This window comes from Bradyrhizobium sp. BRP23 (genome assembly GCF_020194135.1).
Taxonomy (GTDB): domain Bacteria; phylum Pseudomonadota; class Alphaproteobacteria; order Rhizobiales; family Xanthobacteraceae; genus Bradyrhizobium; species Bradyrhizobium yuanmingense.
Window position 1 is genome coordinate 470,910 of sequence record NZ_JADYVW010000003.1, and the last position, 24,845, is coordinate 495,754.

Consider the following 24,845-nt stretch of genomic DNA (forward strand, 5'->3'; position numbering starts at 1 on the left):
GGACCATGTCCAATCGTGCGTTGTCGTGAACGGGGGTGGTGGGTTATTTGAGGGAGTCCGGTGCTCCGCTGCCGCGAAAATGCGCAAATGCCGGCTTTTCAGGTCAATTCCCATGCAAGAACACACCAAATCGTCGACGCTCGAGAACGCTATTGCACTGCAAAAGTATGGCGTCGGGCAACCGGTCCGCCGCAAGGAGGATGACACGCTGGTGCGCGGCAAGGGCCGCTACACCGACGATTTCAACCTGCCGAACCAGGCCTATGCCGTAGTCGTCCGCTCGACCCATGCCCATGGATTCATCCGCAGCATCGGCCTCGATGCCGCCAAGGCCATGCCGGGCGTGCTGGGGGCGTGGTCCGGGAAGGATCTTGATGCCGCCGGCTATGGCCCCTTCACCTGCGGCCTGCCGCTGAAGAGCCGCGACGGCTCGCCCCTGCTCCAGACCAACCGCCAGCCCCTGGCGACCGACAAGGTCCGCTTCGTCGGCGATCCCGTCGCCTTCGTGGTGGCCGAGACGCTGGCTCAGGCGCGCGACGCGGCCGAGGCGGTCGAGCTCGACATCGAGCCGCTGCCGGCGGTGACGGACCCGGAGCAAGCCGCCAAGCCCGGCGCGCCGCAGCTCTATGACCACATTCCTGGTAACGTCGCGCTCGACTACCACTATGGCGACATGGACAAGGTGAACGCCGCCTTCGCCAGCGCCGCTCATGTGACCAAGCTCGACATCGAGAACACCCGCGTTGCCGTGGTCTCGATGGAGCCGCGCGTGGGGCTTGCCTCCTACGACAAGAAGACCGAGCGCTACACGCTTCAGGTGCCGACGCAGGGCGTTGCCGGCAACCGCGCCAATCTCGCGAAGAACCTGAAGGTGCCGAACGAGAAGGTGCGCATCCTCACCGCCAATGTCGGCGGCTCCTTCGGCATGAAGAACATCAACTATCCCGAGTACATGTGCATTCTGTATGCGGCGAAGGCACTGGGACGCCCGGTGAAGTGGCTGGACGAGCGCTCGACCAGCTTCCTCTCCGACAGCCACGGCCGCGCCCAGAAGATCCACGCCGAGCTCGCGCTCGATACCGAGGGGCACTTCCTCGCGGCAAAACTGTCCGGCTACGGCAATCTCGGCGCCTACATCACCGGCGTCGCGCCGGGGCCGCTTTCGCTCAACACCGGCAAGAACTTCTCCAGCGTCTATCGCACGCCGCTGATGGCGGTCGACATCAAGGTGGTGCTGACCAACACCACGCTGATGGGGGCCTATCGCGGCGCCGGCCGGCCCGAGGCGAACTATTACATGGAGCGGCTGATCGACCGCGCCGCCGACGAGATGGGCATCAATCGGCTGACCTTGCGTAAGCGCAACTTCATCAAGCCGAACCAGATCCCGTTCGCGGCGTCGTCCGGCGTCACCTATGACAGCGGCGACTTCCAGGCCGTGTTCAACAAGGCGCTCGAGATCTCCGACCACGAGAACTTCGCCAAGCGCAAGAAGGAGAGCAAGAAGGCGGGCAAGCTGCGCGGCATTGCGGTCGGCTCCTATCTCGAGGTCACGGCGCCGCCGAGCCCCGAGCTCGGCAAGATCGTGTTCGATCCTGACGGCACCGTGCAGCTCATCACCGGCACGCTCGACTACGGCCAGGGCCACGCCACCCCGTTCGCGCAGGTGCTGTGCGATCAGCTCGGCGTCCCCTTCGAGAGCGTCAAGCTCGTGCAGGGCGACAGCGATATCGTCCACACCGGCAACGGCACCGGCGGCTCACGCTCGATCACCGCGACGGGCCAGGCCATCGTGGGGGCCGCAAAGCTCGTCATCGAGAAGGGCAAACGCGCCGCTGCACATATGCTGGAAGCATCCGAAGCCGATATCGAGTTTGCCGACGGCAGCTTTACGATCGCCGGCACCGATCGCAGCATCGACATCATGGAGCTCGCCAAGCGTCTGCATGACGGCAATGTGCCGGAGGGCGTGCCTGACAGCCTCGATGTCGACCACACCAGCGAACCGGTCGCCTCGGCGTTCCCGAACGGCTGCCACGTCGCCGAGGTTGAGATCGACCCGGACACCGGTGTGGTGCAGATCGTGCGCTACAGCGCGGTCAACGATTTCGGCACGGTGATCAACCCGATGCTGGTCGCGGGCCAGCTCCATGGCGGCGTGGTCCAGGGCATCGGCCAGGCCCTGATGGAGCACATTCGCTACGACGACAATGGCCAGCCGATCACGGGCTCGCTGATGGACTACGCCCTGCCCCGCGCGGAGGACGTCCCCAACATGACGGTCGGCGACCACCCGGTGCCCGCCACCACCAATCCGCTCGGCAGCAAGGGCTGCGGCGAAGCCGGCTGCGCCGGCAGCCTGTCGACGGTGGTGAACGCGGTGCTCGATGCGCTGTCGGAGTACGGCATCAAGCACATCGACATGCCGCTGACCCCCGAGCGGGTGTGGCGCGCGATCCAGGACGCGAAGGCCAAGGCGGCGTAAGGGGCACTGTCGTCGCCACAAACTCTACTGTCATCGCCCGGCTTGACCGGGCGATCCAGTACTCCGAGACGGCAGCGATTGACCGAGAAGCTGCGGCGTACTGGATTCCCCGCCTTCGCGGGGAATGACGACGTCCTTGATTGACGGGCGTGGGCTTTCCCAACTGTCCGCTACGCCGCCGCCTGCTCGCGCGGCTGGTAGATCGCGGTGTGCTGGCAATGCGCGAGCGGCGTCGTGCCGTTGGCGACGACCAGCGCGTCGAACTCGACGAAGCGGTGGCCCTTCTTCTCGTAATTCGCAGTGACCTTGGCCCGCGCCGTGATCTCGTCGCCGGCGCGCGCGGCGGACAGCAGCTGCATGCGGCTGCCCACGTGGATCCAGGGACCCAGGATGGTGTTGTCCACCAGGACGCGGTTCATGACGCGCTGGATCAGGCCGGGATGGCCGAGGCTCTCGCGGGCAAAAATCGGATCGGCCTCCCTGACGTCAGTGAGATAGTCGGCCGCATCCTGCCCGGCCCACCGGCGCGGCGTCGTGCCCAGCCATTTGCCCAGCTCGAATGTCGCAGGACTGACAGGCTTGCGCTCGGCGGCGGCGGGGACTTCGACATAGTCGCTCAACGACAATGCCGGCACCGCCGCCGGCAGCGACGCCGTTCCCGTGGCACACAGCTCGGTGCGACTGAACACCTCGATGGTCAGCAGGCCGTTGTGCTCGGTGGCATCGACATCGGCGGTCTCGCCGTCATAGACCGGCTTGATGAACCGGGCCTCGACCAGCCCGCGCGACAGGAAGTCCCGCCCCCAGCGCGCGATCGGCACGTGCATCATGTAGGCGAAGACGTCGACGCCGGGGACCAGCCCGCCGGAAAAGCCGAAGCGGCGGGCCACATTGTCGTCGTGCATCTTGTTTTCGGACTGCCTGGCGGTGTTGTAGGCCTCGACGCGGTAGGTTTCGAGCCGGTTCGGCATGACTGGCCTTTCCCTGTTCTTGTTGTTTCGGGAGCGATCGTAGGGCCTGAGGAACTGGGGTCAATCCCCTCGCCTTTGCGGCCCGAATGCGGTACCACGCGGCGGAATGACCGAGACCCCGACCCGCATCTATGTCGACGCCGACGCCTGTCCGGTGAAGGACGAAATCTATCGCGTGGCGCTCCGGCACGGCGTGCCCGTGAGCGTGGTCGCCGGCAATTTCATCCGCGTGCCGCAGGACCCTCTGATCGAGCGCATCGCCGCGGGCAGCGGCATGGACGCCGCGGACGACTGGATCGCCGAGCGCGCCAGGCCGGGCGACGTCGTGGTGACCTCGGACATTCCGCTGGCCAGCCGCTGCGTGAAGGCGGGCGCCGACGTGATCGCCCCGAACGGCAAGCCGTTCACCGAGGAGTCGATCGGCATGACGCTCGCGGTACGCAATCTGATGACCGATCTGCGTTCGGCGGGCGAAGTCACCGGCGGCCCGCGCTCGTTCTCGCCGCGAGACCGCACCGCCTTCCTCTCGGCGCTCGACCAGACGCTGCGCCGGATCCAGCGCCGCCGCGCAGATCAGGCCGTAACGAGCCAAGGTTAGCCATGGCCCCGCCGCTGATCCAACTCAAAGACATCAGGCTGACCTTTGGCGGCACGCCGCTGCTGTCGGGCGTCGAGCTCAACGTCGCGCCATCCGAACGGGTCTGCCTGATCGGCCGCAACGGCTCCGGCAAGTCGACTCTGCTGAAGATCGCAGCCGGCCTGGTCGAGCCTGACGCCGGCACGCGCTTCGTGCAGCCCGGCGCGACGGTGCGCTACCTGCCGCAGGAGCCGGATTTCGGCGGCCACAAGACCACGCTCGCCTATGTCGAGTCCGGGCTCGCGCCGGGGGACGACCAGCACCAGGCGCGCTATCTCCTGGAACAGCTCGGCCTCACCGGCGAGGAGAACCCGCACAACCTCTCCGGTGGCGAGGCGCGCCGCGCGGCGCTGGCCTTCGTGCTGGCGCCCTCGCCCGACATCCTGCTGCTGGACGAGCCGACCAACCATCTCGATCTCGCCACCATCGAATGGCTGGAGCAGGAGCTCGACTCCAGGCGCAGCGCGCTCGTCATCATCAGCCACGACCGTCGCTTCCTGACCAATCTCTCGCGCTCCACCGCTTGGCTCGATCGCGGCCGGATCAAGCAGATCGATCGCGGCTTTGCCTCGTTCGAGAGCTGGCGCGACGAGGTGCTGGCCGAGGAGGAGCGCGACCAGCACAAGCTCGACCGCAAGATCGTCGACGAGGAGCACTGGCTGCGCCACGGCGTCTCCGGCCGCCGCAAGCGCAACGTCAAGCGGCTCGCCAATCTGCATGCGCTGCGCGCCCAGCGCCGCAACTATCGCGGCACCGCCGGCAGCGCCAACCTCGCAGCCAGCGAAGCCGAGCAGTCCGGCAAGCTGGTGATCGAGGCCAAGGGCATCACGAAATCCTACGGCGAGCGCAAGATCGTCGAGAATTTCTCCACCCGCATCCAGCGCGGCGACCGGCTCGGCATCATCGGGCCGAACGGCGCCGGCAAGACCACGCTGGTCAACCTGCTCACCGGCGGCATGCAGCCGGATTCCGGGACGATACGTCTCGGCGCCAATCTGGAGATGGCGACGCTCGACCAGCATCGCGAAAGCCTCGATCCGAAATCGACACTGGCGGAAGCGCTCACAGGCGGCCGCGGCGATCAAATCATGGTCGGCGGCAAGCCGAAGCACGTCGTCGGCTACATGAAGGACTTCCTGTTCGCGCAGGAGCAACGCGGCACACCGCTGGAGGTGCTCTCGGGCGGCGAGCGCGGCCGGCTGATGCTGGCGCGAGCGCTGGCAAAGCCGTCGAACCTCCTGGTGCTGGACGAGCCGACCAACGATCTCGACCTCGAAACGCTCGACGTGCTCGAGGAGATGCTTGGCGACTACGAAGGCACCGTCATCCTGATCAGTCACGACCGCGACTTCCTCGACCGCGTCGTCACCTCGGTGATTGCGCCGGAGGGTAACGGCAAGTGGATCGAATATGCCGGTGGCTACAGCGACATGCTGAGCCAACGTGGCGCCGATTTGAAGCGCGAGGCGCCGAAAGCGCCACCGCTGGCGGAGAAGAAGGACGAGCGCGCAGCGGTCCCCTCGTCCGCGCCCAAGCGCAAGCTCAGCTTCAACGAGAAGCACGCGCTGGAAACGCTGCCGAAGAAGATGGAAACGCTGCACGCCGATATCGCAAAATTGCAGCGTGTGCTCGACGACCCCGGTCTCTATGCGAAAGATCGCAAAAAATTCGACGACACCTCGGCTGCCATCGCCAAGGCGCACGAAGAACTGTCCGCCGCCGAAGAGCGTTGGCTCGAACTCGAAATGCTCCGCGAAGAGATTGAACAGGCATAACTCATGACAACAACTCTTGCAGCCAAGATCGCCCGCGAATACGGCACACCCTGTGCCGTCATCGACATGGACAGGGTCGAGCGCAACATCGCGCGGATCCAGAAGGCCTGCGACGACGCCGGAATCGCCAATCGCCCCCACATCAAGACGCACAAGAACCCGACCATTGCCAAGATGCAGGTCGCGGCCGGCGCCAAGGGCATCACCTGCCAGAAACTGGGCGAAGCCGAGATCATGGCCAATGCCGGCATCGACGACATCCTGATCAGCTACAATCTGCTGGGCGATGAGAAGATGGCGCGGCTCGGCGCGCTGCAGGCGAAGGCCAACATGACGGTGGCGGCCGACAATTCGACCGTCGTCGCCGGCCTGCCTAAGGCGGCTGCGGCGTCAGGCCGCCCGCTCTCGGTCGTGGTCGAATGCGATACCGGGCGCAAGCGCGCAGGCGTCGAAACGCCGGCGGAGGCGATTGCGCTGGCGCGCGAGATCGCTTCGTCCAAGGGGCTCGAATTCGCCGGCTTCATGCTCTACCCCACTGAGACCGGGTGGACGGACGCGCAAAGATTCTACGACGAGGCGCTGGCCGGCGTGCGCGCGCACGGGCTCGACGCCAAGATCGTCTCGACCGGCGGCACGCCGAACCTCGTCAATATCGGCAAGCTCAAGGGCGGCACCGAGCATCGCTTCGGCACCTACATCTACAACGATCGCATGCAGGTCGCCGCAGGCTCAGCGACCTGGGATGATTGCGCGCTGCACATCTATTCGACGGTGGTGAGCCGCGCTGCGCCCGAGCGCGGCATCTTGGACGCCGGCTCGAAGACGCTGACCACGGATACCGGCGGGCTCGACGGCCACGGCCTGATCCTGGAGCATCCCGAAGCCAGAATCGCCAAATTCGCCGAGGAACACGGCTTCCTCGATCTCTCCCGCAGCAACACGCGGCCCAATGTCGGCGATGTCGTCCGCATCGTGCCGAACCACGTCTGCGTCGTCGTCAACATGATGGACGAGGTGGTGATGGTCCGCGGCGAGGAGATCATCGGCACGCTGCCGGTGGCCGCGCGTGGGAAGCTGCGGTAGGTGTACGCGCGCCGTTGCCACGGCCGTCATTGCGAGGAGCCCTTGCGACGAAGCAATCCAGACTGCCTCTGCGGAGGGATTCTGGATTGCTTCGCTGCGCTCGCAATGACGGGGGTTAGCGTTTGAGCCAGCCCAGCACGCCCCTGCCCGCCGCAGCCCCGGTCGCGAACGACGCCTGCAACAAGTACCCGCCGGTCGGCGCCTCCCAATCCAGCATTTCGCCGGCGGCGAACGTGCCCGGCACCTTGCGCAGCATAAAGTGCTCGTCGAGCTCGTCGAACAGAATTCCGCCTGCCGTCGAGATCGCGCGGTCGATCGCCGCTACTCCGGTAAGCTGAACCGGAACAGCATTGACCAGATCTGCGAGCTCCGCCGGCGAGAACGCGGCCAGCGGCCGGCCGGAGGCGATGGCGGCCTCCTGCATGAGGCCGATGCCGACCGGCGACAGCTGCGCGGCCTTGCGCAGGAAGTTCGCCAGCGATTGCTTGCCACGCACGCCTGACAGCCGCGTGGTCAGCGCAGCGGCGTCGAGATCGGGCCGCAACCCGATCATCAGCGTCGCCTGTCCGAGATTCAGCACAGCCTCGCGCAGTTCCGCCGACAGCGCGTAGATCGCACCGCCTTCGATGCCGCTGCGGGTGATCATCGCCTCTCCGCGAACCGTGTGCGCGCGAAGCGTCAGCGCCACGCCCTTGAGCGGCTGGCCTTCGAAACGGTCGCGGAAGACTTTGGACCAAGCGACCGTGAAGCCGGAATTGGCCGGCCGCAGCTTCGAGACGGCAATGCCCTTTGCAGCGAGGATATCGACCCAGCCGGCGTCCGAGCCGAGCCGCGGCCAGCTTGCGCCGCCGAGCGCGAGCAGCGTGGCGTTCGCTTCGATGGCGGAGACGCCTTTCGGCGTCTGAAAGATCAACCGACCCTCGCCGTCCCAGCCGATCCAGCGATGGCGAAAAGCAAAGCGGACACCGGCGGCATCGAGCCGCCGCAGCCAGGCGCGCAGCAAGGGCGAGGCCTTGAACGTTTTCGGAAACACGCGTCCGCTGCTGCCGACGAAGGTCGGCTCGCCCAGCGCCTCGCTCCAGGCACGTAGCGCATCGGGCGAAAATGCCTCGACCGCCGCCTGCAGCTTCGGTGCGGCCTCGCGATAGCGCGCCATGAATTGCGGCAGCGGTTCGCTGTGAGTGAGGTTGAGTCCGCCGCGGCCGGCCATCAGGAATTTGCGCCCCGCTGACGGCATCGCGTCGTAGACAGTGACGCGGGCGCCGCCTGACGCCAGCACCTCCGCCGCCATCAGCCCGGCGGGACCTGCGCCGATGACGGCGACGTCGGTCAGAGCTTGATCCCCGCCCGCGCCGCGGCCTGGGCGACGTATTTCTGCGTCTGCTCGAACGCGCCCTGCAGCGCCCTGGCCTTCGACATGTCGCTGATCTCGGCGAAATGCGCGGCGATCGCATCCGGCGTCCACTCGCTCTCCGGCAGGTTGATGCCTTCGCTCTCCAAAATCTTGATCACCGCAAACGAGCCGGCACCGGCGCCCATGATGGTGCGGGTCGGCGCATCCTCGCTCAGCATGTACTCGACCGCGGGGGTGATCGCGTTCGCCTTCATCAGCTGCAGCGCCTGCGGCGGCAGCAGCTCTTCCGTCATGCGGGTCGCAGCCGTCGGCGAGATGATGTTGACCCGAATGTCGTTCTTGCGGCCCTCCTCGGCGAGCACGTTCATCAAGCCGACCATGCCGGATTTCGCGGCGCCGTAATTGGCCTGGCCGAAATTGCCGTAGAGGCCCGAGGACGACGTCGTCAGCACGATGCGGCCGTAATTGCGGTCACGCATGCCGGCCCAGGCTGCCTTGCAGCAATAGAAGGTGCCGACGAGATGCACGTCGAGTACCTTCTGGAAATCGGCCACCTCCATCTTGCCGAACGACTTGTCGCGCAGGATGCCGGCATTGGCGCACAAGAGATCGACGCTGCCCCACTCCTTGGTAGCGCGCTCGACCATGGCGGTGACCTGCTCGAAATTGGAGACGTCGGCGCCGTCGGCCATCGCGATGCCGCCGGCCTTGCGGATCTCCTCGACCACGGCCTCGGCCGGCGACAGCGAGCCTCCGGTGCCGTCGCGCGCGCCACCGAAATCGTTGACCACGACCTTGGCGCCGCGGCTCGCCAGCCCCAGCGCATGCGCGCGTCCGAGACCATTGCCCGCGCCGGTGACGATGGCGACGCGTCCGTCGAACCTGATTGGCATAGTGGGTTTCCCAGATGTTAGCCGTCATGGCCGGGTTTGATCCGGCCATCCATCAAAATCGACAGGCTTTTGAGCAGCGATGGGTTGCCGGGTCAAGCCCGGCAAGGACGGCACGGGCCTACTCGAAATAGATCAGGCCGAGCCAGTCGGCGACGAGCGCCGGTTTATCCTCGCCCTCGATCTCGACCGTGACGTTGGTGCGGGACTGGAGCTCGCCTGGCTTGCGGAGCTTGGCTTCCGCCAGCACGAAACGGCCACGCACGCGCTTACCTGAGCGCACCGGCGAGATGAAGCGCAGCCTGTCGAAGCCGTAATTCACGCCCATCGTGGTGCCCGCAATCACGGGCATCACCTCGTAGGACATGATCGACAGCAGCGACATCGTGAGAAAACCATGCGCAATGGTAGTGCCGAACGCGGTTTCCTTCTTCGCGCGTTCCGGATCGACGTGGATGAACTGGTGATCTTCGATCACGTCGGCATAGCTGTCGATGCGGGGCTGATCGATCAGGTGCCACGACGATACGCCGATCTCCTTGCCGATCATGGCCTGATAGGCCTCGAGCGTAACAGGCGGCTTCTTCCAGACTTCGTTCACTTAGGTCTCACTCCGTGTCTTCGCCAGCTCCGGAAAATCCTCCTCACGGAATTCCCGGCCGCGCAAGGGATCGCTGCGATCGTCGTCGCGTTCGAGCCGTCGTAGCTGGACGCGGCGGATCTTTCCAGAGATCGTCTTCGGCAGCTCGGTGACGATTTCGAGGCGGCGGATGCGCTTGAACGGGGCCAGACGCGCGTGCAGGTGCTTGAAGATCGATAGCGCGGTTTCCGGCGAGCGTTCTGCACCCGCGGTCAGCAGCACGAACGCCTTGGGGATCGCGAGCCGGATTGGATCCGGGCTCGGCACCACCGCAGCTTCCGCGACCAGCTCGTGCTCGAGCAGGACGCTCTCCAGTTCGAACGGGCTGATGCGATAATCGGAGGATTTGAAGACGTCGTCAGAGCGGCCGACGAAGGTCAAGTAGCCGTCCTCATCCGCGAATACGACGTCGCCACTGCGATAGAGCGCGCCTGCGGCGCCGGACAATTTGCCGTCGTCGCCCTGATAGCCCTGCATCAGGCCGGCGGGGCGGTCGGCGCCGAGCACCAGCGTCACCTCGCCCTCCTTTGCGGGATGGCCGTCGGCATCGCTGATCTGCACGCGATAGCCCGGCAACGGACGGCCCATCGAGCCGATCTTGATCGGCTGGCCCGGCGAATTGCCGGCGAGCGCCGTGGTCTCGGTCTGGCCGTAGCCGTCGCGAATGGTGAGGCCCCAGGCCGCCTGCACCTGATCAATCACCTCGGGATTGAGCGGCTCGCCGGCGCCGCAGACCTCGCGAAGCGCCACCTTGAACGAGGCGAGGTTCTCCTGGATGAACAGCCGCCACACCGTCGGCGGCGCGCACAGCGTGGTGACGCCGCAGCGGCCGATGGTGGCAAGCAGCGACTTGGCATCAAAGCGCGGCTGGTTGACCACGAACACGGTCGCACCCGCATTCCACGGCGCGAAGAAGCAGCTCCAGGCATGCTTGGCCCAGCCGGGCGAGGAGATGTTGAGATGGACGTCGCCGGGCTTCAGCCCGATCCAGTACATCGTCGAGAGATGGCCGACGGAATAGCTGCGCTGACTGTGTCGCACCAATTTTGGTTTTGCTGTCGTACCCGAGGTGAAATACAGCAGCATCGGATCGTCGGCATTGGTCGGACCATCAGGCGCGAAGCTTTCGGAAGCTTTTGCTGCTTCGACATATGCCAGCCAACCGTCGGAGGCCGCGCCGACGACGATGCGAACGACATTCTCGGCGCCCAAGCTCGCGAATTTCGCCACCTGGTCCTGCGCGGCGACCACCGCCCTCGCCTTGCCGCGATCGAGCCGGTCGCGCAGCTCGTCGGCGGTCAGCAGCGTCGTGGCGGGAATGACGACCACGCCGAGCTTCATCGCGGCAAGCATCGTCTCCCACAGCGGAACCACGTTGCCGAGCAGCAGCAGGAGATGGTCGCCGCGCCTCAGGCCCTGCGCGCGGAGGAAGTTGGCGACCTGGTTGGAGCGGCGCGACAGCGCCGCGAAGGACAGCTTCGTCTGCTTGTCCTGGGCGGCATCGACGATCCAGAGCGCGGGCCGATCCTTGCTGTCCGCATTGGCCGCGAGCTCGGCGTCGAACCAGTCGAGCGCCCAGTTGAAAGGAACCGGATCAGGCCAGCGGAAACCTTTGACCGCAGCCTCGTAATCCGTGCGGTGTTGCAGAAGGAACGCGCGTGCTTCCTGGAATGTGGTCATCAAGCTTTCCCGGCTAAACTCCTAACGTGCTTGATAATTCCGGAAAAATCCACCCCGCCCTGGCCGGCTGCGTCGAAAGACTGATAGATCTCCTGCGCATGCTTGCCGAGCGGCGTCGCCGCGCCGGCAGCCTTGGCGGCATCCTGCGCCAGGGTGAGGTCCTTCACCATCAGCGCGGAGGCAAAGCCCGGCTTGTAATCGTTGTTGGCCGGCGAGGTCGGCACCGGGCCCGGCACCGGGCAATAGGTCGTCAGCGACCAGCACTGGCCGGACGAGGTCGAGGCCACATCGAACAGCGCCTGATGCGAGAGCCCGAGCTTTTCAGCCAAGGCAAAGGCCTCGCTCACCGCGATCATGGAAATGCCGAGGATCATGTTGTTGCAGATTTTTGCGGCCTGCCCTGCGCCGGCACCGCCGCAATGCACGATCTTCTTGCCCATGTTCTCGAGCACGGGCTTGGCCGCGGCAAATGCCTTCTCCTCGCCGCCGCACATGAAGGTGAGCGTCGCACCCTTGGCACCGCCCGTGCCGCCGGAGACCGGCGCATCGACCGAGAGCACGCCGTGCTTGGCGGCGAGAGCATGCGCGGCTCGCGCGCTTTCGACGTCGATGGTGGAGCTGTCGATGATGAGCGCACCCTTGGTCATGGCGGGCACGACCTCGTTCCAGACGCCGAGCACATGCTTGCCTGCGGGCAGCATGGTGACGACGACATCGGCGCCCTTCACCGCGGCCGGGGCGCTGTCGGCGATGCTGGCGCCATCGGTCTTGGCCTGATTGCGCGAGGCTTCGACAAGATCGAACGCCACCACCTTGTGGCCGGCCTTGACGAGGTTGGCCGCCATCGGGCCGCCCATGTTGCCGAGACCGATGAATGCGATCGTGGCCATTGTCGTATCCTCCCCTGTCGCGTTGTTAATTGAACTTCAACTCGTCCGCGCCGATCTCGGCGAGATAGGGCGCAAGCATCTCCGGCGTCACATGCTCGATTGCTCGCGGCGACCAGGTCGGGTTGCGGTCCTTGTCGATCACGGCAGCGCGCACGCCCTCGCGAAAATCATCGCTCCGAAACACTTCCAGCGCGGCGCGGTATTCGCGCACCAGGCACTCTTCCAGGCTCGATCCGCGCGCAAGCCGCAGCAGCTTGAGCGTCACCACCATGCCGCGCGGCGATTTTTCGTTCAGCGTCTTCAGCGTGGCCAGCGCGAACTCGGAACCATCGCGCGTCAACGCAGCGAAAATGTCCTCCATGCGATCGAAACCGAACAACGCATCGATGACCGGCTCCCTGGCGGCGACCGGCCCCGCAGTCTCGCCGGAGGCGAAGCCGTCGATGAGCTTGCTGACATCGGCTGCGGTCGCACCGGACCGCAGCTTGGTCAGCGCCTCGCGCAGCTCCGGCAATCTCACGGCCGGCACCACCCAATCGGCAAACTTCGCGTGGATCGCGTCCGGCCCGTTCATGGTCTGGCCGGTCAGCCCGAAATAGGTGCCGATCTCGCCCGGCGAATGCGACAGCAGATAGGTGCCGCCGACATCGGGGAAGAAGCCGAGGCCGACTTCGGGCATCGCGAGCTTGGTCCGATCGGTGACGATACGGTGGCTGGCATGGGCGGACAGACCGACACCGCCGCCCATCACGATGCCGTCCATGAAGGCGACATAGGGTTTTGGAAATTTCTTGATCCGGGCATTGAGGATGTACTCCTCGCGCCACAGGATCTTGCCGAGGTCGCCATTGACCTTGGAACTTTCCCAGAGCGTGCGGATGTCGCCACCGGCGCAGAGGCCGCGCTCGCCGGCGCCTTCCAGCAGGATCACGGCAACGGCAGGATCAGCCTCGAAGCGATCGAGCGCCTTGTCGATGTCGCGAAACATCTCAAGCGTCACGGCGTTGATCGCCTTGGGACGATTGAGCCTGATGATGCCGGCCGCGCCTTCGACGCGCGCGACCAGATCGCCCTCTTCCGCTCCGCTCATCGCGCGCCCTCGATCAGTTTGCGCGCCACGATGAGCCGCATGATTTCATTGGTGCCTTCGAGGATCTGGTGCACGCGTAAGTCGCGCACGATCTTCTCGATGCCGTATTCGCTGAGGTAGCCGTAGCCGCCGTGGAGTTGCAGCGCATGGTTGGCAACCTCGAACCCGACATCGGTGCCGAAGCGTTTCGCCATGGCGCAGAGCATGGTGGCGTCGGGGTCTTTGCGATCGAGCGCCGCGGCGGCGCGCCACAGGAAGGTGCGCGCGGCCTCCAACTCGATCGCCATGTCGGCGAGACGGAATTGCAGCGCCTGGAATTCGTCGAGCCGCTTCCCGAACGCCTTGCGCTCCTTCATGTAGGCGCGCGCCTTGTCGAGTGCTGCTTGCGCGCCGCCGAGCGAGCACGCCGTAATGTTGAGACGGCCGCCGTCGAGGCCGGCCATCGCGATCTTGAAGCCTATGCCCTCCTCGCTCAGGCGATTGGCCACGGGCACGCGGGCGTTCTCGAATATCACCGCGCGGGTCGGCTGCGCGTTCCAGCCCATCTTGCGCTCATTGGCACCGAAGGAGACGCCGGGGGTCTTGCCGTCGATGACGAGGGTCGAGATGCCGCCGGGGCCATCACCGCCGGTCCTGACCATCGCGACCAGCAGGTCGGTGCCACCGGCGCCTGAGATGAATTGCTTCTGGCCGTTGAGGACGTAGTGGTCGCCGTCGCGCACGGCGCGCGTGCGCAGCGCCGCGGCGTCCGAGCCGGCGCCAGGCTCGGTCAGGCAGTAGCTGGCGATCAGCTCCATGGTGCAGAGCTTCGGCAGCCAGGTGTGACGCTGGGTATCGCTGCCGAAGGCATCGATCATCCAGCTCGCCATGTTGTGGATGGAGATGAAGGCCGAGGTGGTCGGGCAGCCCGTCGCCAGCGCCTCGAAGATCAGCGCTGCGTCGAACCGCGTCATGGCGGAGCCGCCAACATCGTCGCGGATATAGATGCCGCCCATGCCGAGCTTGGCGGCTTCGCGCATCACCTCGACTGGAAAATACTTCTCCTCGTCCCAACGCAGCGCGTGCGGCGCGATCTTCTCGGCCGCAAACGCCAATGCCATGTCGCGAACCGCGATCTGATCCTCATTCAGAGCGAACTGCATGCCGGGCTGCTCTTTCTTTCGTCATTGCGAGCGAAGCGAAGCAATCCAGACCGTCTCCGCGGAAAGATACTGGATTGCTTCGTCGCTACGCTCCTCGCAATGACAGGCTGGGCTACAGCCTTACTTCATCAGCGGGATCGAGAACTCCGCACCTTCCTTGACGCCCGACGGCCAGCGCGAGGTCACCGTCTTGGTCTTGGTGTAGAAGCGGATCGAGTCCGGGCCGTGCTGGTTGAGATCGCCGAAGCCCGATTTCTTCCAGCCGCCGAAGGTGTAATAAGCGATCGGCACCGGGATCGGCACGTTGATGCCGACCATGCCGACGTTGACCCTGGCCGCGAAGTCGCGCGCGGCATCGCCGTCGCGGGTGAAGATGGCAACGCCGTTGCCGTAATCGTGGTCGGACGGCAGCGCCAGCGCCTCCTTGTAGTCGTGCGCGCGCACCACCGAGAGCACCGGGCCAAAGATCTCTTCCTTGTAGATCCGCATGTCCTTGGTGACGTTGTCGAACAGCGAGCCGCCGAGATAGAAGCCGTTCTCGTAGCCCTGCATCTTGAAGCCGCGGCCGTCGACGGCGAGCGTCGCGCCTTCCTTGACGCCGATGTCGATGTAGCTCTTGACCTTCTCGACCGCCTCGCGGGTCACGAGCGGACCGTAGTCGGCCGACGGATCGATCGAGGTGCCGATCTTGAGCGACTCGACGCGCGGGATCAGCTTTTCCATCAGGCGGTCGGCGGTGGACTTGCCGACGGGGACCGCGACGGAAACGGCCATGCAGCGCTCGCCGGCCGAGCCGTAGCCGGCGCCGATCAGCGCGTCCACGGCCTGGTCCATGTCGGCGTCGGGCATGACGATGGCGTGGTTCTTGGCGCCGCCGAAGCACTGGCAGCGCTTGCCGGTCTGCGCGGCGCGCTCGTAGATGTACTGCGCGATCGGCGTCGAGCCGACGAAGCCGATGGCCTTGATGTCGGGATCGTCGAGGATGGCGTCGACCGCCTCCTTGTCGCCGTTGACGACGTTGAGGATGCCGGCTGGCAGGCCCGCTTCCATCATGAGTTCGGCGAGCAGCATCGGCACGCCGGGGTCGCGCTCCGACGGCTTGAGGATGAAGGCGTTGCCGCAGGCGATCGCCGGCGCAAACTTCCACATCGGGATCATCGCCGGGAAATTGAACGGCGTGATGCCTGCGACGACGCCGAGCGGTTGGCGCATTGAATAGATGTCGATGCCGGGGCCAGCGCCTTCGGTGTATTCGCCCTTCATCAGATGCGGAATGCCGCAAGCGAATTCCGCGACTTCTAGGCCGCGCTGGATGTCGCCCTTGGCGTCGGGGACGGTTTTGCCGTGCTCGCGCGCGAGCAGCTCGGCGAGCTTGTCGTAATCGCGCTGGACCAGCTCCACAAATTTCATCATGACGCGCGCGCGGCGCTGCGGATTGGTCGCGGCCCATTCGGGCTGTGCGGCGCGCGCGTTCTCGACAGCGGCGCGGACTTCGGCCTTGGACGCCAGCGCCACCTTGGCCTGAACGTCACCGGTCATCGGCTCGAAAACGTCGGCGGTGCGGCCAGAGGTGCCCTTGACCTCCTTGCCACCGATGAAATGTCCGATTGAACGCATGGAATGGTCTCCTTCAGGCCGAGCGTGGTCGCTTTGACAAATCCTATTGACCTGCATTTTATAGGATTCAAGTCTGAGATAATGCACCATAGATGTGCGAAAATGCTGGATCAAGGCGCTATCGATTGGGACGACTTTCGCTTCGTGCTGGCCATCGTGCGGGGCGGCTCGGTGTCGGCTGCGGCAAAACAGCTGGGGGTCGACCATGCCACCGTGATCCGCCGCGTCGACCGGCTGGAGAAGCACCTCTCGGCCAAGCTGTTCGACCGGCGCAAGACCGGCTACCTCCTCACCGAGGCCGGCCAGCGCGTCGCCGACAGCGCCGAAGCCATGGAATCGACCATCGTCGCCAACCAGGAGCAGGTCGGCGGCTCCGTGGCGCGGCTGACCGGGACGGTGCGGATCGGCGCGCCTGATGGGTTCGGCACCGCCTTCCTGGCGCCGCGGCTGACGCCGTTCGCGGACCGCTATCCCGATCTCGACTTGCAACTTGTAGCAACCGCGCGGCTGTTCAGCCTCTCCAAGCGCGAGGCCGACATCGCCATCAGCCTGACCATGCCGAAGGAAGGTCGCATCGTCGGGCGCAAGCTGCTCGACTACCGCCTCGGGCTCTACGCGGCCCCCGCCTATCTGGACCGCTTCCCGAAAATCGCCTCGCGGCAGGATCTGACGCAGCACCGCTTCGTCGGTTACATCGAGGAACTCCTGTTCACGCCGGAGCTCGACTATCTGCCACAGGTGTCGCCGCGAATCTCGGCGCGCTTCCGCAGCGCCAATCTGATCGCGCAGCTCAACGCCACCCTCTCCGGCTTCGGCATCGCGGTGCTGCCGCATTTCATGGCGAGCGACTATCCGCAGCTTGTCGCCGTGCTGCCCGAAGAGATCTCGATCACGCGGACGTTCTGGATGCTGATGCACGCCGACAGTAAGGACCTGGCGCGGATCAGGGCCGTGGCGGATTACATCTCGGAGATTGTCGAGCGCGAGCGGGCGTTGTTTGCTGGGCGGTGAACGGCGGTCTCGTAGGGGTCTCGTAGGGTGGGTTAGCCGAAGGCGTAACCCACCTCTTCCGTCTCCGCGGACGAACACAGTGGTGGGTTACGCCAAGCGAATGCGCTTCGCGCAATCGCATGGCTAACCCACCCTACACGGCATTTCGCCTAGTTCTGTTTCGCCTTCTTCGCGGCCGCCACCTTCGACTCACGCTTCGCTCCCTCGAGCGCGTGGTCCCGGCCGGCCTTCAGCATCTCGTCGGACAATTCGCTCGAGCCGGCGATGCGCGCCAGCAGCATGGTTCCGGCCATCGTCGCGAGCGTCGCGATCGCCTGCTTGCGTGCCGCCTTGCGCGGCATGTTCGAGATGGTGTCGGTCAGGGCCTCGATCATCTCATCCAGCTTGCCGGCAAAGGCCTTGCGTGTCTTCGGACTCTCGCGGGCGATCTCGGCTCCCAGCGCGGGAATCGAGCAGCCGTGACCGGGATTGTCGCGATGCAGCGTGGACAAATAGCTTTCCGCGATCAGCGCTAGCCGCTTTTCCGGAGCGACCTCGCCGGTGAGCTTGCGCCAGTGTTCCATCGAACGGTCCATCGCGTAGGCAAAAGCCTCGATCACCAGCGCCTCGCGGGAATCGAAATGCGCGTAAAAGCCGCCGTGGGTCAGGCCCGCCTCCTTCATGAGGTCGGCGACGCCGATACCGTGGGCACCCTTCTCCCGCAGCCGCACCGAGGCCTTCTTCACGATGCGATCGTGGGTTTCCTGCTTGTGTTCCCGGGAATAGCGCATGCGGATCTCATTGAATGTCGGAGATCATCTCATAACACGCAAATGCCGAGATGGGTGCATCAATTCATGTCAAGTTGTGCCGATCATGGAGAAGCTCGCAGTTGCATGGACCGCAAGTGCGCCCTTGCCGTCCCGCACAAAACCCTCGGTGTAGCTGGTCTGGCGTCCTAGCTTGATCACCTTGCCCTCGGCCGAAATCAGCCCGGAACGCACCGACAGGGGGCGCAGATAAGTCAGCTTCAGATCGAGGGTCACCGAGCTTTGTCCGGCCTCCAGCCTGGTCGAGATGGCGCATCCCATGGCCGTATCGAGCAGCGCTGCGGCGGTCGCGCCATGGAGAAGTCCGATGGTGTTTTCGAGATCCTCGCGCGGCTCCAGTTCCATGACGATCCGGCCCGGCTCGACCACGGCCATGGTGAAACCTATCAGCTTGGCGAAGGGCGGCGGCGGCAGGCGGCCGTCACGGATGCCCAGCATGGCATCCATGCCCGACAGGCCCATCGCCGCCCGCGCCACCGGCGCAGGCACCTGCCAGTCCACTACGCGTTCCCGCCTCTGCGCGGGCGAAAACAGGTCGGGTTGATCGTCACCGGTCATGGCAGCCTCTTTAGATGATATTCGTCATACTATGCCACGGACTTCACGCTGGCAACCCGCCCTCCCCGCCGCTTGACAAGACGTACGTTTCGGCCCGGAAGTGATCCCGACCGGCGCGCCCCGCGCATGTCCACGAAACCTTTCGAGATCCCACGATGGAAATGCTCAACAATCATTGCGGCGTGACGCGCGATGCGCGCGGCGTCGTTCATGTCGCGATCTGCAACGCCGGCCCGCTCAACATCCTCGGCTCGCCCGTGACCGACGCCGTGCGCGAAGGCCTGCAGCAGCTCGCATCCGACCGCAGCATCCGCGTCGTGGTGCTGCGCGGACAGAGCGAGAAGAGCCTGATCGGCGGAGCCGACATCAAGGAGATGGCCGGGCTCGACCAGACATCCGCCGAGGCCTTCATCAGCCGCCTGCGCGATCTCTGCGAGGCGGTGCGCGCCTTCCCTGCCCCGATCATCGCACGCATGCCGGGCTGGTGCCTCGGCGGCGGGCTCGAAGTGGCGGCGGCCTGCGACTTCCGCGTCGCCGCGCATGATGCCCATTTCGGCATGCCCGAGGTGCGTGTCGGCATCCCCTCGGTGATCCATGCCGCGCTGTTGCCGCGCCTGATCGGTTGGGCCCGCGCGCGCTGGCTGGTGATGACGGCGGAGAACATCAATGCAGCCACGGCGCTGGCATGGGGCCTGGTCGACAAGGTCGCTGCGCCCGGCGAGCTCGATGCCGAGGTCGAGCATCTAGTGAAGGCCTTGCTCGAATGCGGCCCCGAGGCACTGCGCTCGCAAAAGGCGCTGCTGCGGCAATGGGAGGAACTGCCGCTGACCGAGTCGGTGAATTTGAGCGTGAAAGTGTTCGGCGAGTCATTCCTGACGGACGAGCCGACGCGGCTGATGGGCGCGTTCGTGAACCGGAAGCGATAGACGCGAGGAAGCAACAGCGCAGCCAAGAAAAGACGGTGTCATGCCCGCCTAGTGCGCAATTGCGCTCCGGGGGGCATCCAGTACGCGGCGCCTTCCCGGTTCTAGCCGCGAGGCCTCTGGAATACTGGATTGCCCGCCTTCGCGGGCAATGACAGCATACTGCGGGTAAGCAGCCCCCCCAACCGCACGACCAAATCTCATCCGACCCACGACATTTTCTCATCCCTGTCGCGGTTGCATTTTTTGCGCCGCATCATATGATGATCATCATCTTACACGTCATCGCCAGGGAGTTCTCGTCATGGCCGAAGCCGCCGATCCCGTCGTCATCGTCTCCGCCGCACGCACCCCGCTCGGCCGCTTCATGGGCGAGTTGTCGCCGCTCCCGGCCCACAAGCTCGGCTCACATGTGATCGGTGCGGTGCTCGAACGCGCCAAGCTCGCGCCCGAGAAGGTCGACGAGGTCTTCATGGGCTGCGTGCTGCCGGCAGGCCAAGGCCAGGCGCCGGCGCGCCAGGCCGCACGCAGCGCCGGTCTGCCCGATGCGACCGGCGCCACCACCGTCAACAAGGTCTGCGGTTCCGGCATGAAGGCGACCATGCTGGCGCACGACATCATCCGCGCCGGCTCGGCCGACATCGTCGTCTCCGGCGGCATGGAGAGCATGAGCAACGCGCCCTACCTGCTCGCCAAGGCGCGCGGCGGCTATCGCGTCGGCCACGACCGCATCATCGACCACATGATGATGGACGGCCTAGAGGACGCCTACGAGACCGGCCGTTCCATGGGCGATTTCGGCGAAGCTACCGCGGAAGCCTATCAATTCACCCGCAAGGACCAGGACGCCTATGCGATGGAGACGCTCAGCCGCGCCCGCAAGGCCGTCGAGGGCGGCGCGTTCAAGGCCGAGATCGCGCCGATCACGCTGACCGAAAAGGCCGGCCCGCGCGTGATCGCCAATGACGAGCATCCGCTCAAGGTCGACCCCGCCAAGATCCCCGGATTGAAGCCGGCATTCCGCGCCAACGGCACCATCACGCCGGCCGCCTCCTCCGCCAATGCCGACGGCGCCGCCGCGCTGGTGCTGACGAAGCGCGCACTTGCTGACCGGAGCGGCCTGCCTGTTCTCGCCGAGATCAAGGGCCACGCCACCCATAGCCAGGAGCCGCAATGGTTCACCACGGCGCCGATCCCGGCGATCCGCAAGCTGCTGGACAAGGTCGGCTGGAGCGCGGGCGACGTCGACCTGTTCGAGATCAACGAGGCCTTCGCCGTGGTGGCGATGGCGGCGCAGCGCGACCTCGGCATTCCCCGCGAGAAGCTCAACGTCAACGGCGGCGCCTGCGCGCTGGGCCACCCCATCGGCGCCACCGGCGCGCGGCTGATCGTGACGCTGCTCCATGCGCTGGAGGCCAACAACCTCAAGCGCGGCATCGCCGCACTCTGCATCGGCGGCGGCGAGGCCACCGCGATTGCGGTGGAACGCCTCGCCCGCTGACGCAAAAGTCCGAAAACAAGGGAACTCTGTCATTTGCGACAGATACATCCCGTGCCATTCTCTAACTGACGCAGGTCTCTTGCGGCCTGCCCATCCACGTTGAGGCCCAATGATTTCGAACTGGCTCGCGGCAGCACTGTCCCGCCGTAACATTCATTATGGCTGGGTGATGGTCGGCGTGACTTTCCTCACCGCGCTGATCAGCGCCGGCACGGTCGGCGCGCCCGGCGTGTTCATCGTTCCCCTGCAGAAGGAGTTCGGCTGGAGCACGGCGGAGATCTCGTCCGCGCTGTCGATCCGCTTCATCCTGTTCGGACTGATGGCGCCGTTCGCGGCCGCCCTGCTCAACCGCTATGGCCTGCGCAACGTCACGCTGGCCGCCCAGCTGATCGTGGTCTCGGCACTCGTGCTCTCGCTCGGCATGACAGAGGTCTGGCAGCTCATTGCCCTCTGGGGCGTGGTGATCGGGATCGGCACCGGCATGACGGCCTTGGTGCTCGGCGCGACCATCGCCACGCGCTGGTTCGCGACACGACGCGGCCTCGTGGTCGGCATCATGACCGCAAGCGTTGCCACCGGCCAGCTCGTGTTCCTGCCGCTGCTGGCGAGCCTCACCGAGCGCTACGGCTGGCGTCTCGCACTCGGCCTGGTCTGCATCATGCTCGTTATTTCGTCGCTGGCGGTGCTGCTCGCAATGCGTGACCGGCCGAGCGACGTCGGCCTGCGGCCGTTCGGCGACGAAGGCACCGAACCTTTGCCGGCGCCGCCGGTCAGCCACGGCTCGATCACTGGCGTTGCGCTCGGCACGCTGCGCGATGCCTCGAGGTCGATGGCGTTCTGGATCTTGTTCGCGACCTTCTTCGTCTGCGGCGCCTCCACCAACGGGCTCGTGCAGGTGCACCTGATCCCGATGTGCCTCGATTTCGGCATCCCGCAGGTGCAGGCGGCGAGCCTGCTCGCTGCAATGGGCATCTTCGACTTCTTCGGCACGATCATGTCTGGCTGGCTATCGGACCGCTACGACAATCGCTGGCTCCTGTTCTGGTACTACGGTCTGCGCGGGCTCTCGCTGATCTTCCTCCCCTTCAGCGATTTCTCCTTCTACGGCCTCTCGGTTTTCGCGATGTTCTACGGTCTCGACTGGATCGCGACGGTGCCGCCGACGGTGCGGCTCACCGCGCAGAAGTTCGGGCCCGAGCGCGCCAATCTGGTGTTCGGCTGGATCTTCGCCGGCCATCAGCTCGGCGCCGGCGCCGCGGCGTTCGGCGCAGGCTTCTCGCGCACCGTCTACCAGAGCTACCTGCCCGCCTTCTTCATCGCCGGCGCGCTCTGCATGTTCGCGGCCTTGATCGTGCTGGCGCTGTCGCGACAGCCGAAACTGCAGCCGGCGGCGGCCTGAAGCCGGCCTACGACCCCATCGTGATGGTGACGCCTGACCCGGCGGCGTCACCATCCGCAAGACGCGGTCGGCCACATTCCCATTAGACTCCTCGCGCCAAACGTGGACAATGCCCTCCGCACGTCACCGTGCGCAGTGCACACCAAGATGCGCCAGAGGAAACAATGCCGGCTGCCTTCCCATCGTCCCCACCCATCATCCCAACCGCCCCCTTGACCGCCGAGATGCGCGATGCGTTGCGCGCGATCGTCGGCGACAAAGGCCTGATCGAGGACGAGCATGGCAAGCAGCCGTTTGTGACGGATTGGCGGGGATTGCTGGTCGGCAACGCCGGCGCCGTCGTTCGCCCTGGCAGCACCGAGGAGGTCTCGAAAGTGGTCCGGCTCTGCCACGAGCACGGCGTCGCGATCGTGCCGCAGGGCGGCAACACCGGCCTGATGGGCGGGGCGACGCCCTGGCCTGCGCACACCGGCATCGTGCTGTCGCTCGGCCGGATGAACCGCGTGCTGGATGTCGATCCCGTCGGCTATTCGATGACGGTCGAGGCCGGCTGCGTGTTACAGACGCTTCAGGAGACCGCAAGCGAGCACGACCGCTTCCTGCCGCTGAGCCTCGGTGCCCAGGGCTCCTGCATGATCGGCGGCAATCTCTCCACCAACGCCGGCGGCGTGCAGGTGCTGCGCTACGGCAATGCCCGCAATCTCGTGCTGGGGCTCGAGGTCGTGCTGCCGAATGGCGAGGTCTGGGACGGATTGCGCGCGCTCAAGAAGGACAACACCGGCTACGACCTCAAGCACCTGTTCATGGGCGCCGAGGGGACGCTGGGCATCATCACCAAGGCCGTGCTCAAGCTGTGGCCGGCACCGAAGGACGTCTGCACGGCGTGGCTGGCGATCCGCGATCCCCGCGCGGCGCTGGAAATCCTGTCCGAGGCGCACGCGGCATCCGAGGACAATGTCGGCTCCTGCGAGCTGCTCAGCCGGGCGGCCATCGACCTTTCCCTGCGCCACATTCCCGGGACGCAGGATCCGCTGAAGGCGGATACGCCCTGGTACCTGCTGCTGGAATGGTCGTCGGCGCGCCCGCGGCAGGACGGAACCGAGGGCATGTCCGGCAAGATGGAGCAGTTTCTCGCCGATCAACTCGAGGCCGGCCGCGTGCTGGATGCGGCGATCGCGCACACATTCGGTCAATCGCGCAACATGTGGCGCATCCGCGAAGCCATGGCGGAGGCCTCCCGCGCCGAGGGACCGGGGATCAGTTTCGACGTGTCGGTGGCGATCTCAGGGATCCCGGAGTTCATCGACAAGGGCCTCAAGGCCGTGCTCGACATTCTCCCGACCATTCGGCCCTATCCGCTCGGCCATATCGGCGACGGCAATCTGCACTTTTCGTTCATGGGGCCGAAGGGCATGGACCAGCAGACGCTGAACCAATACGCGGCCGCCATCACGCGCGCCGTGAACGATCTCGTCACCTCCATGGGCGGCTCGATCTCGGCGGAGCACGGCATCGGCATCGACAAGCTCGACGAGCTCAGCCACTACCGCTCCAAGACCGAGCTCGACATCATGCGCACCATCAAACGCGCGCTCGATCCGCACAACATCATGAATCCCGGCAAGGTGCTCCGGCTGTGATCGGCTCGGCGTTCGGCGTTGGCGGGTCGCAAAGATGTTGCGACCCGTCCGCCGTTTTTGGAGCGCTATCCGCTGCCCTCAAGCCACCGAGCCGCCGCGCGGGTTGACAATCGTATACCCTCGCAGCGAACGCGCGTGGATTCGCGTCGCGCGCCCACCCGAGTTGGCGTCATAGGCCATCCAGACGTCGCCTCCGAGGTGCTGTTCAAGGACGAAAACGTGTCCTCGTCGCGCAGCAACCATTCCCGGTGCGGGTGATGTCCTGGGAAAGCGGAGCCAATTGGACGCAAGATTCAATTCCGGCACGATACGGCCGAACACGCGCAGAGCCGCGCCGCAGCCGCAGAACGACGAAGGGCAACCGGCCGGACGGCCACCGACAATGCGAGCGCCGTGGGCACCGGAGACGGCCGCCGGCGTGGTCGTGCTCCCAGCATCAGTCACCGTCAGTTGTGTCGAGCGGTACGCTTGCAGTGTGGACCTAGAAATCAGCGAAGATCTGGAAGCCAGTGAGGGCCTGGCAGCCCGCTCGCGTCGCGTCTGCGAATACGAGAAGTCGCAGGGCATTGTGACGTTGCATTCAGGAGCTTGATGAATGCGATAAGGGCGCGCTTCCGAAGCGATAGAACCCAGGATAACGAGGACGCACGCAGAAAATACGCGTTTGAACATTGCAGGACTCCAAATGAGAGACCCTGCCCCGGGCAAAGAGACCAATAACAGTTTGGCTGAAATGGGCCTAAAGCGCGG

Annotated in this window: 20 protein-coding genes; 9 read left to right on the forward strand and 11 right to left on the reverse strand. The window is 65.5% G+C overall.

Annotated features, from left to right (window positions below):
• Positions 1-112 precede the first annotated feature (112 nt).
• Positions 113-2,485 (forward strand): xanthine dehydrogenase family protein molybdopterin-binding subunit, encoded by a 2,373-nt coding sequence (locus tag I6F24_RS10400; protein WP_225149470.1) that lies wholly within the window; start codon positions 113-115, stop codon positions 2,483-2,485.
• Between the two features lie 170 nt (positions 2,486-2,655).
• Here the strand turns inward: I6F24_RS10400 and I6F24_RS10405 are convergent, their stop codons facing one another.
• The gene (locus I6F24_RS10405) at positions 2,656-3,456 is read right to left on the reverse strand and encodes a hypothetical protein (RefSeq protein ID WP_225112215.1); all 801 of its coding nucleotides are present in this window, start codon (positions 3,454-3,456) and stop codon (positions 2,656-2,658) included.
• A gap of 106 nt (positions 3,457-3,562) precedes the next feature.
• Here I6F24_RS10405 and I6F24_RS10410 point away from each other — a divergent pair, with 106 nt between their 5' ends.
• Genes I6F24_RS10410 through I6F24_RS10420 form a run of 3 tightly spaced genes read left to right on the forward strand, consistent with a single transcriptional unit; the run spans position 3,563 to position 6,951 of the window.
• Complete coding sequence (locus I6F24_RS10410) at positions 3,563-4,054, forward strand: YaiI/YqxD family protein (protein WP_225149469.1); 492 nt, start codon at positions 3,563-3,565, stop codon at positions 4,052-4,054.
• 2 nt (positions 4,055-4,056) lie between these two features.
• Positions 4,057-5,868: an ATP-binding cassette domain-containing protein gene (locus tag I6F24_RS10415; RefSeq protein WP_036022531.1), complete on the forward strand. Its 1,812-nt coding sequence runs from the start codon at positions 4,057-4,059 to the stop codon at positions 5,866-5,868.
• Between the two features lie 3 nt (positions 5,869-5,871).
• The gene (locus tag I6F24_RS10420; RefSeq protein ID WP_036001049.1) at positions 5,872-6,951 is read left to right on the forward strand and encodes a D-TA family PLP-dependent enzyme; all 1,080 of its coding nucleotides are present in this window, start codon (positions 5,872-5,874) and stop codon (positions 6,949-6,951) included.
• A gap of 115 nt (positions 6,952-7,066) precedes the next feature.
• Here I6F24_RS10420 and I6F24_RS10425 read toward each other — a convergent pair whose 3' ends face one another.
• The 8 genes from I6F24_RS10425 to I6F24_RS10460 form a co-directional block, all read right to left on the reverse strand.
• Positions 7,067-8,284: a TIGR03862 family flavoprotein gene (locus I6F24_RS10425; protein WP_074447937.1), complete on the reverse strand. Its 1,218-nt coding sequence runs from the start codon at positions 8,282-8,284 to the stop codon at positions 7,067-7,069.
• The gene (locus I6F24_RS10430; protein WP_036022527.1) at positions 8,281-9,198 is read right to left on the reverse strand and encodes an SDR family NAD(P)-dependent oxidoreductase; all 918 of its coding nucleotides are present in this window, start codon (positions 9,196-9,198) and stop codon (positions 8,281-8,283) included. The genes I6F24_RS10425 and I6F24_RS10430 overlap by 4 nt, the downstream gene beginning before the upstream one ends.
• Before the next feature lie 118 nt (positions 9,199-9,316).
• Positions 9,317-9,796, reverse strand: coding sequence for a MaoC family dehydratase (locus tag I6F24_RS10435; protein ID WP_036001055.1), 480 nt, complete (start codon positions 9,794-9,796; stop codon positions 9,317-9,319).
• Positions 9,797-11,515 (reverse strand): AMP-binding protein, encoded by a 1,719-nt coding sequence (locus tag I6F24_RS10440; RefSeq protein ID WP_225149468.1) that lies wholly within the window; start codon positions 11,513-11,515, stop codon positions 9,797-9,799.
• Positions 11,515-12,435, reverse strand: a complete 921-nt coding sequence (gene mmsB, locus I6F24_RS10445; protein ID WP_225149736.1) for a 3-hydroxyisobutyrate dehydrogenase — start codon at positions 12,433-12,435, stop codon at positions 11,515-11,517. Before mmsB ends, I6F24_RS10440 begins: the two co-directional genes overlap by 1 nt.
• The gene (locus I6F24_RS10450) at positions 12,431-13,495 is read right to left on the reverse strand and encodes an enoyl-CoA hydratase/isomerase family protein (RefSeq protein WP_036022520.1); all 1,065 of its coding nucleotides are present in this window, start codon (positions 13,493-13,495) and stop codon (positions 12,431-12,433) included. The genes mmsB and I6F24_RS10450 overlap by 5 nt, the downstream gene beginning before the upstream one ends.
• Complete coding sequence (locus tag I6F24_RS10455) at positions 13,492-14,637, reverse strand: isobutyryl-CoA dehydrogenase (RefSeq protein WP_036022518.1); 1,146 nt, start codon at positions 14,635-14,637, stop codon at positions 13,492-13,494. Before I6F24_RS10455 ends, I6F24_RS10450 begins: the two co-directional genes overlap by 4 nt.
• 120 nt (positions 14,638-14,757) lie before the next feature.
• A complete protein-coding gene (locus I6F24_RS10460; RefSeq protein ID WP_036001072.1) occupies positions 14,758-16,254 on the reverse strand; it encodes a CoA-acylating methylmalonate-semialdehyde dehydrogenase in 1,497 nt (498 codons plus the stop codon).
• A gap of 102 nt (positions 16,255-16,356) precedes the next feature.
• On the opposite strand from I6F24_RS10460, the gene I6F24_RS10465 reads away from it, so the two are divergent.
• Complete coding sequence (locus tag I6F24_RS10465; RefSeq protein ID WP_036001074.1) at positions 16,357-17,265, forward strand: LysR family transcriptional regulator; 909 nt, start codon at positions 16,357-16,359, stop codon at positions 17,263-17,265.
• A gap of 149 nt (positions 17,266-17,414) precedes the next feature.
• Here I6F24_RS10465 and I6F24_RS10470 read toward each other — a convergent pair whose 3' ends face one another.
• Both I6F24_RS10470 and I6F24_RS10475 read right to left on the reverse strand, forming a co-directional pair.
• Positions 17,415-18,035 carry a TetR/AcrR family transcriptional regulator gene (locus tag I6F24_RS10470; RefSeq protein ID WP_036022516.1) on the reverse strand — a complete coding sequence of 207 codons (621 nt, stop codon included), beginning with the start codon at positions 18,033-18,035 and terminating at the stop codon, positions 17,415-17,417.
• A gap of 69 nt (positions 18,036-18,104) precedes the next feature.
• Complete coding sequence (locus I6F24_RS10475; protein ID WP_225149467.1) at positions 18,105-18,632, reverse strand: PaaI family thioesterase; 528 nt, start codon at positions 18,630-18,632, stop codon at positions 18,105-18,107.
• Between the two features lie 155 nt (positions 18,633-18,787).
• Between I6F24_RS10475 and I6F24_RS10480 the strand changes: the two genes are divergently transcribed.
• The 4 genes from I6F24_RS10480 (at position 18,788) to I6F24_RS10495 (ending at position 24,095) form a co-directional block, all read left to right on the forward strand.
• The gene (locus I6F24_RS10480) at positions 18,788-19,558 is read left to right on the forward strand and encodes an enoyl-CoA hydratase (RefSeq protein WP_036022509.1); all 771 of its coding nucleotides are present in this window, start codon (positions 18,788-18,790) and stop codon (positions 19,556-19,558) included.
• A gap of 301 nt (positions 19,559-19,859) precedes the next feature.
• Complete coding sequence (locus I6F24_RS10485; protein WP_036022507.1) at positions 19,860-21,056, forward strand: acetyl-CoA C-acyltransferase; 1,197 nt, start codon at positions 19,860-19,862, stop codon at positions 21,054-21,056.
• A 109-nt stretch (positions 21,057-21,165) separates the two neighbouring features.
• The gene (locus I6F24_RS10490) at positions 21,166-22,455 is read left to right on the forward strand and encodes an MFS transporter (protein ID WP_074447868.1); all 1,290 of its coding nucleotides are present in this window, start codon (positions 21,166-21,168) and stop codon (positions 22,453-22,455) included.
• Positions 22,456-22,619: 164 nt separating this feature from the next.
• On the forward strand, positions 22,620-24,095 hold the full coding sequence (locus I6F24_RS10495; protein ID WP_036022491.1) for an FAD-binding oxidoreductase: 1,476 nt from the start codon (positions 22,620-22,622) through the stop codon (positions 24,093-24,095).
• Positions 24,096-24,845 lie beyond the last annotated feature (750 nt).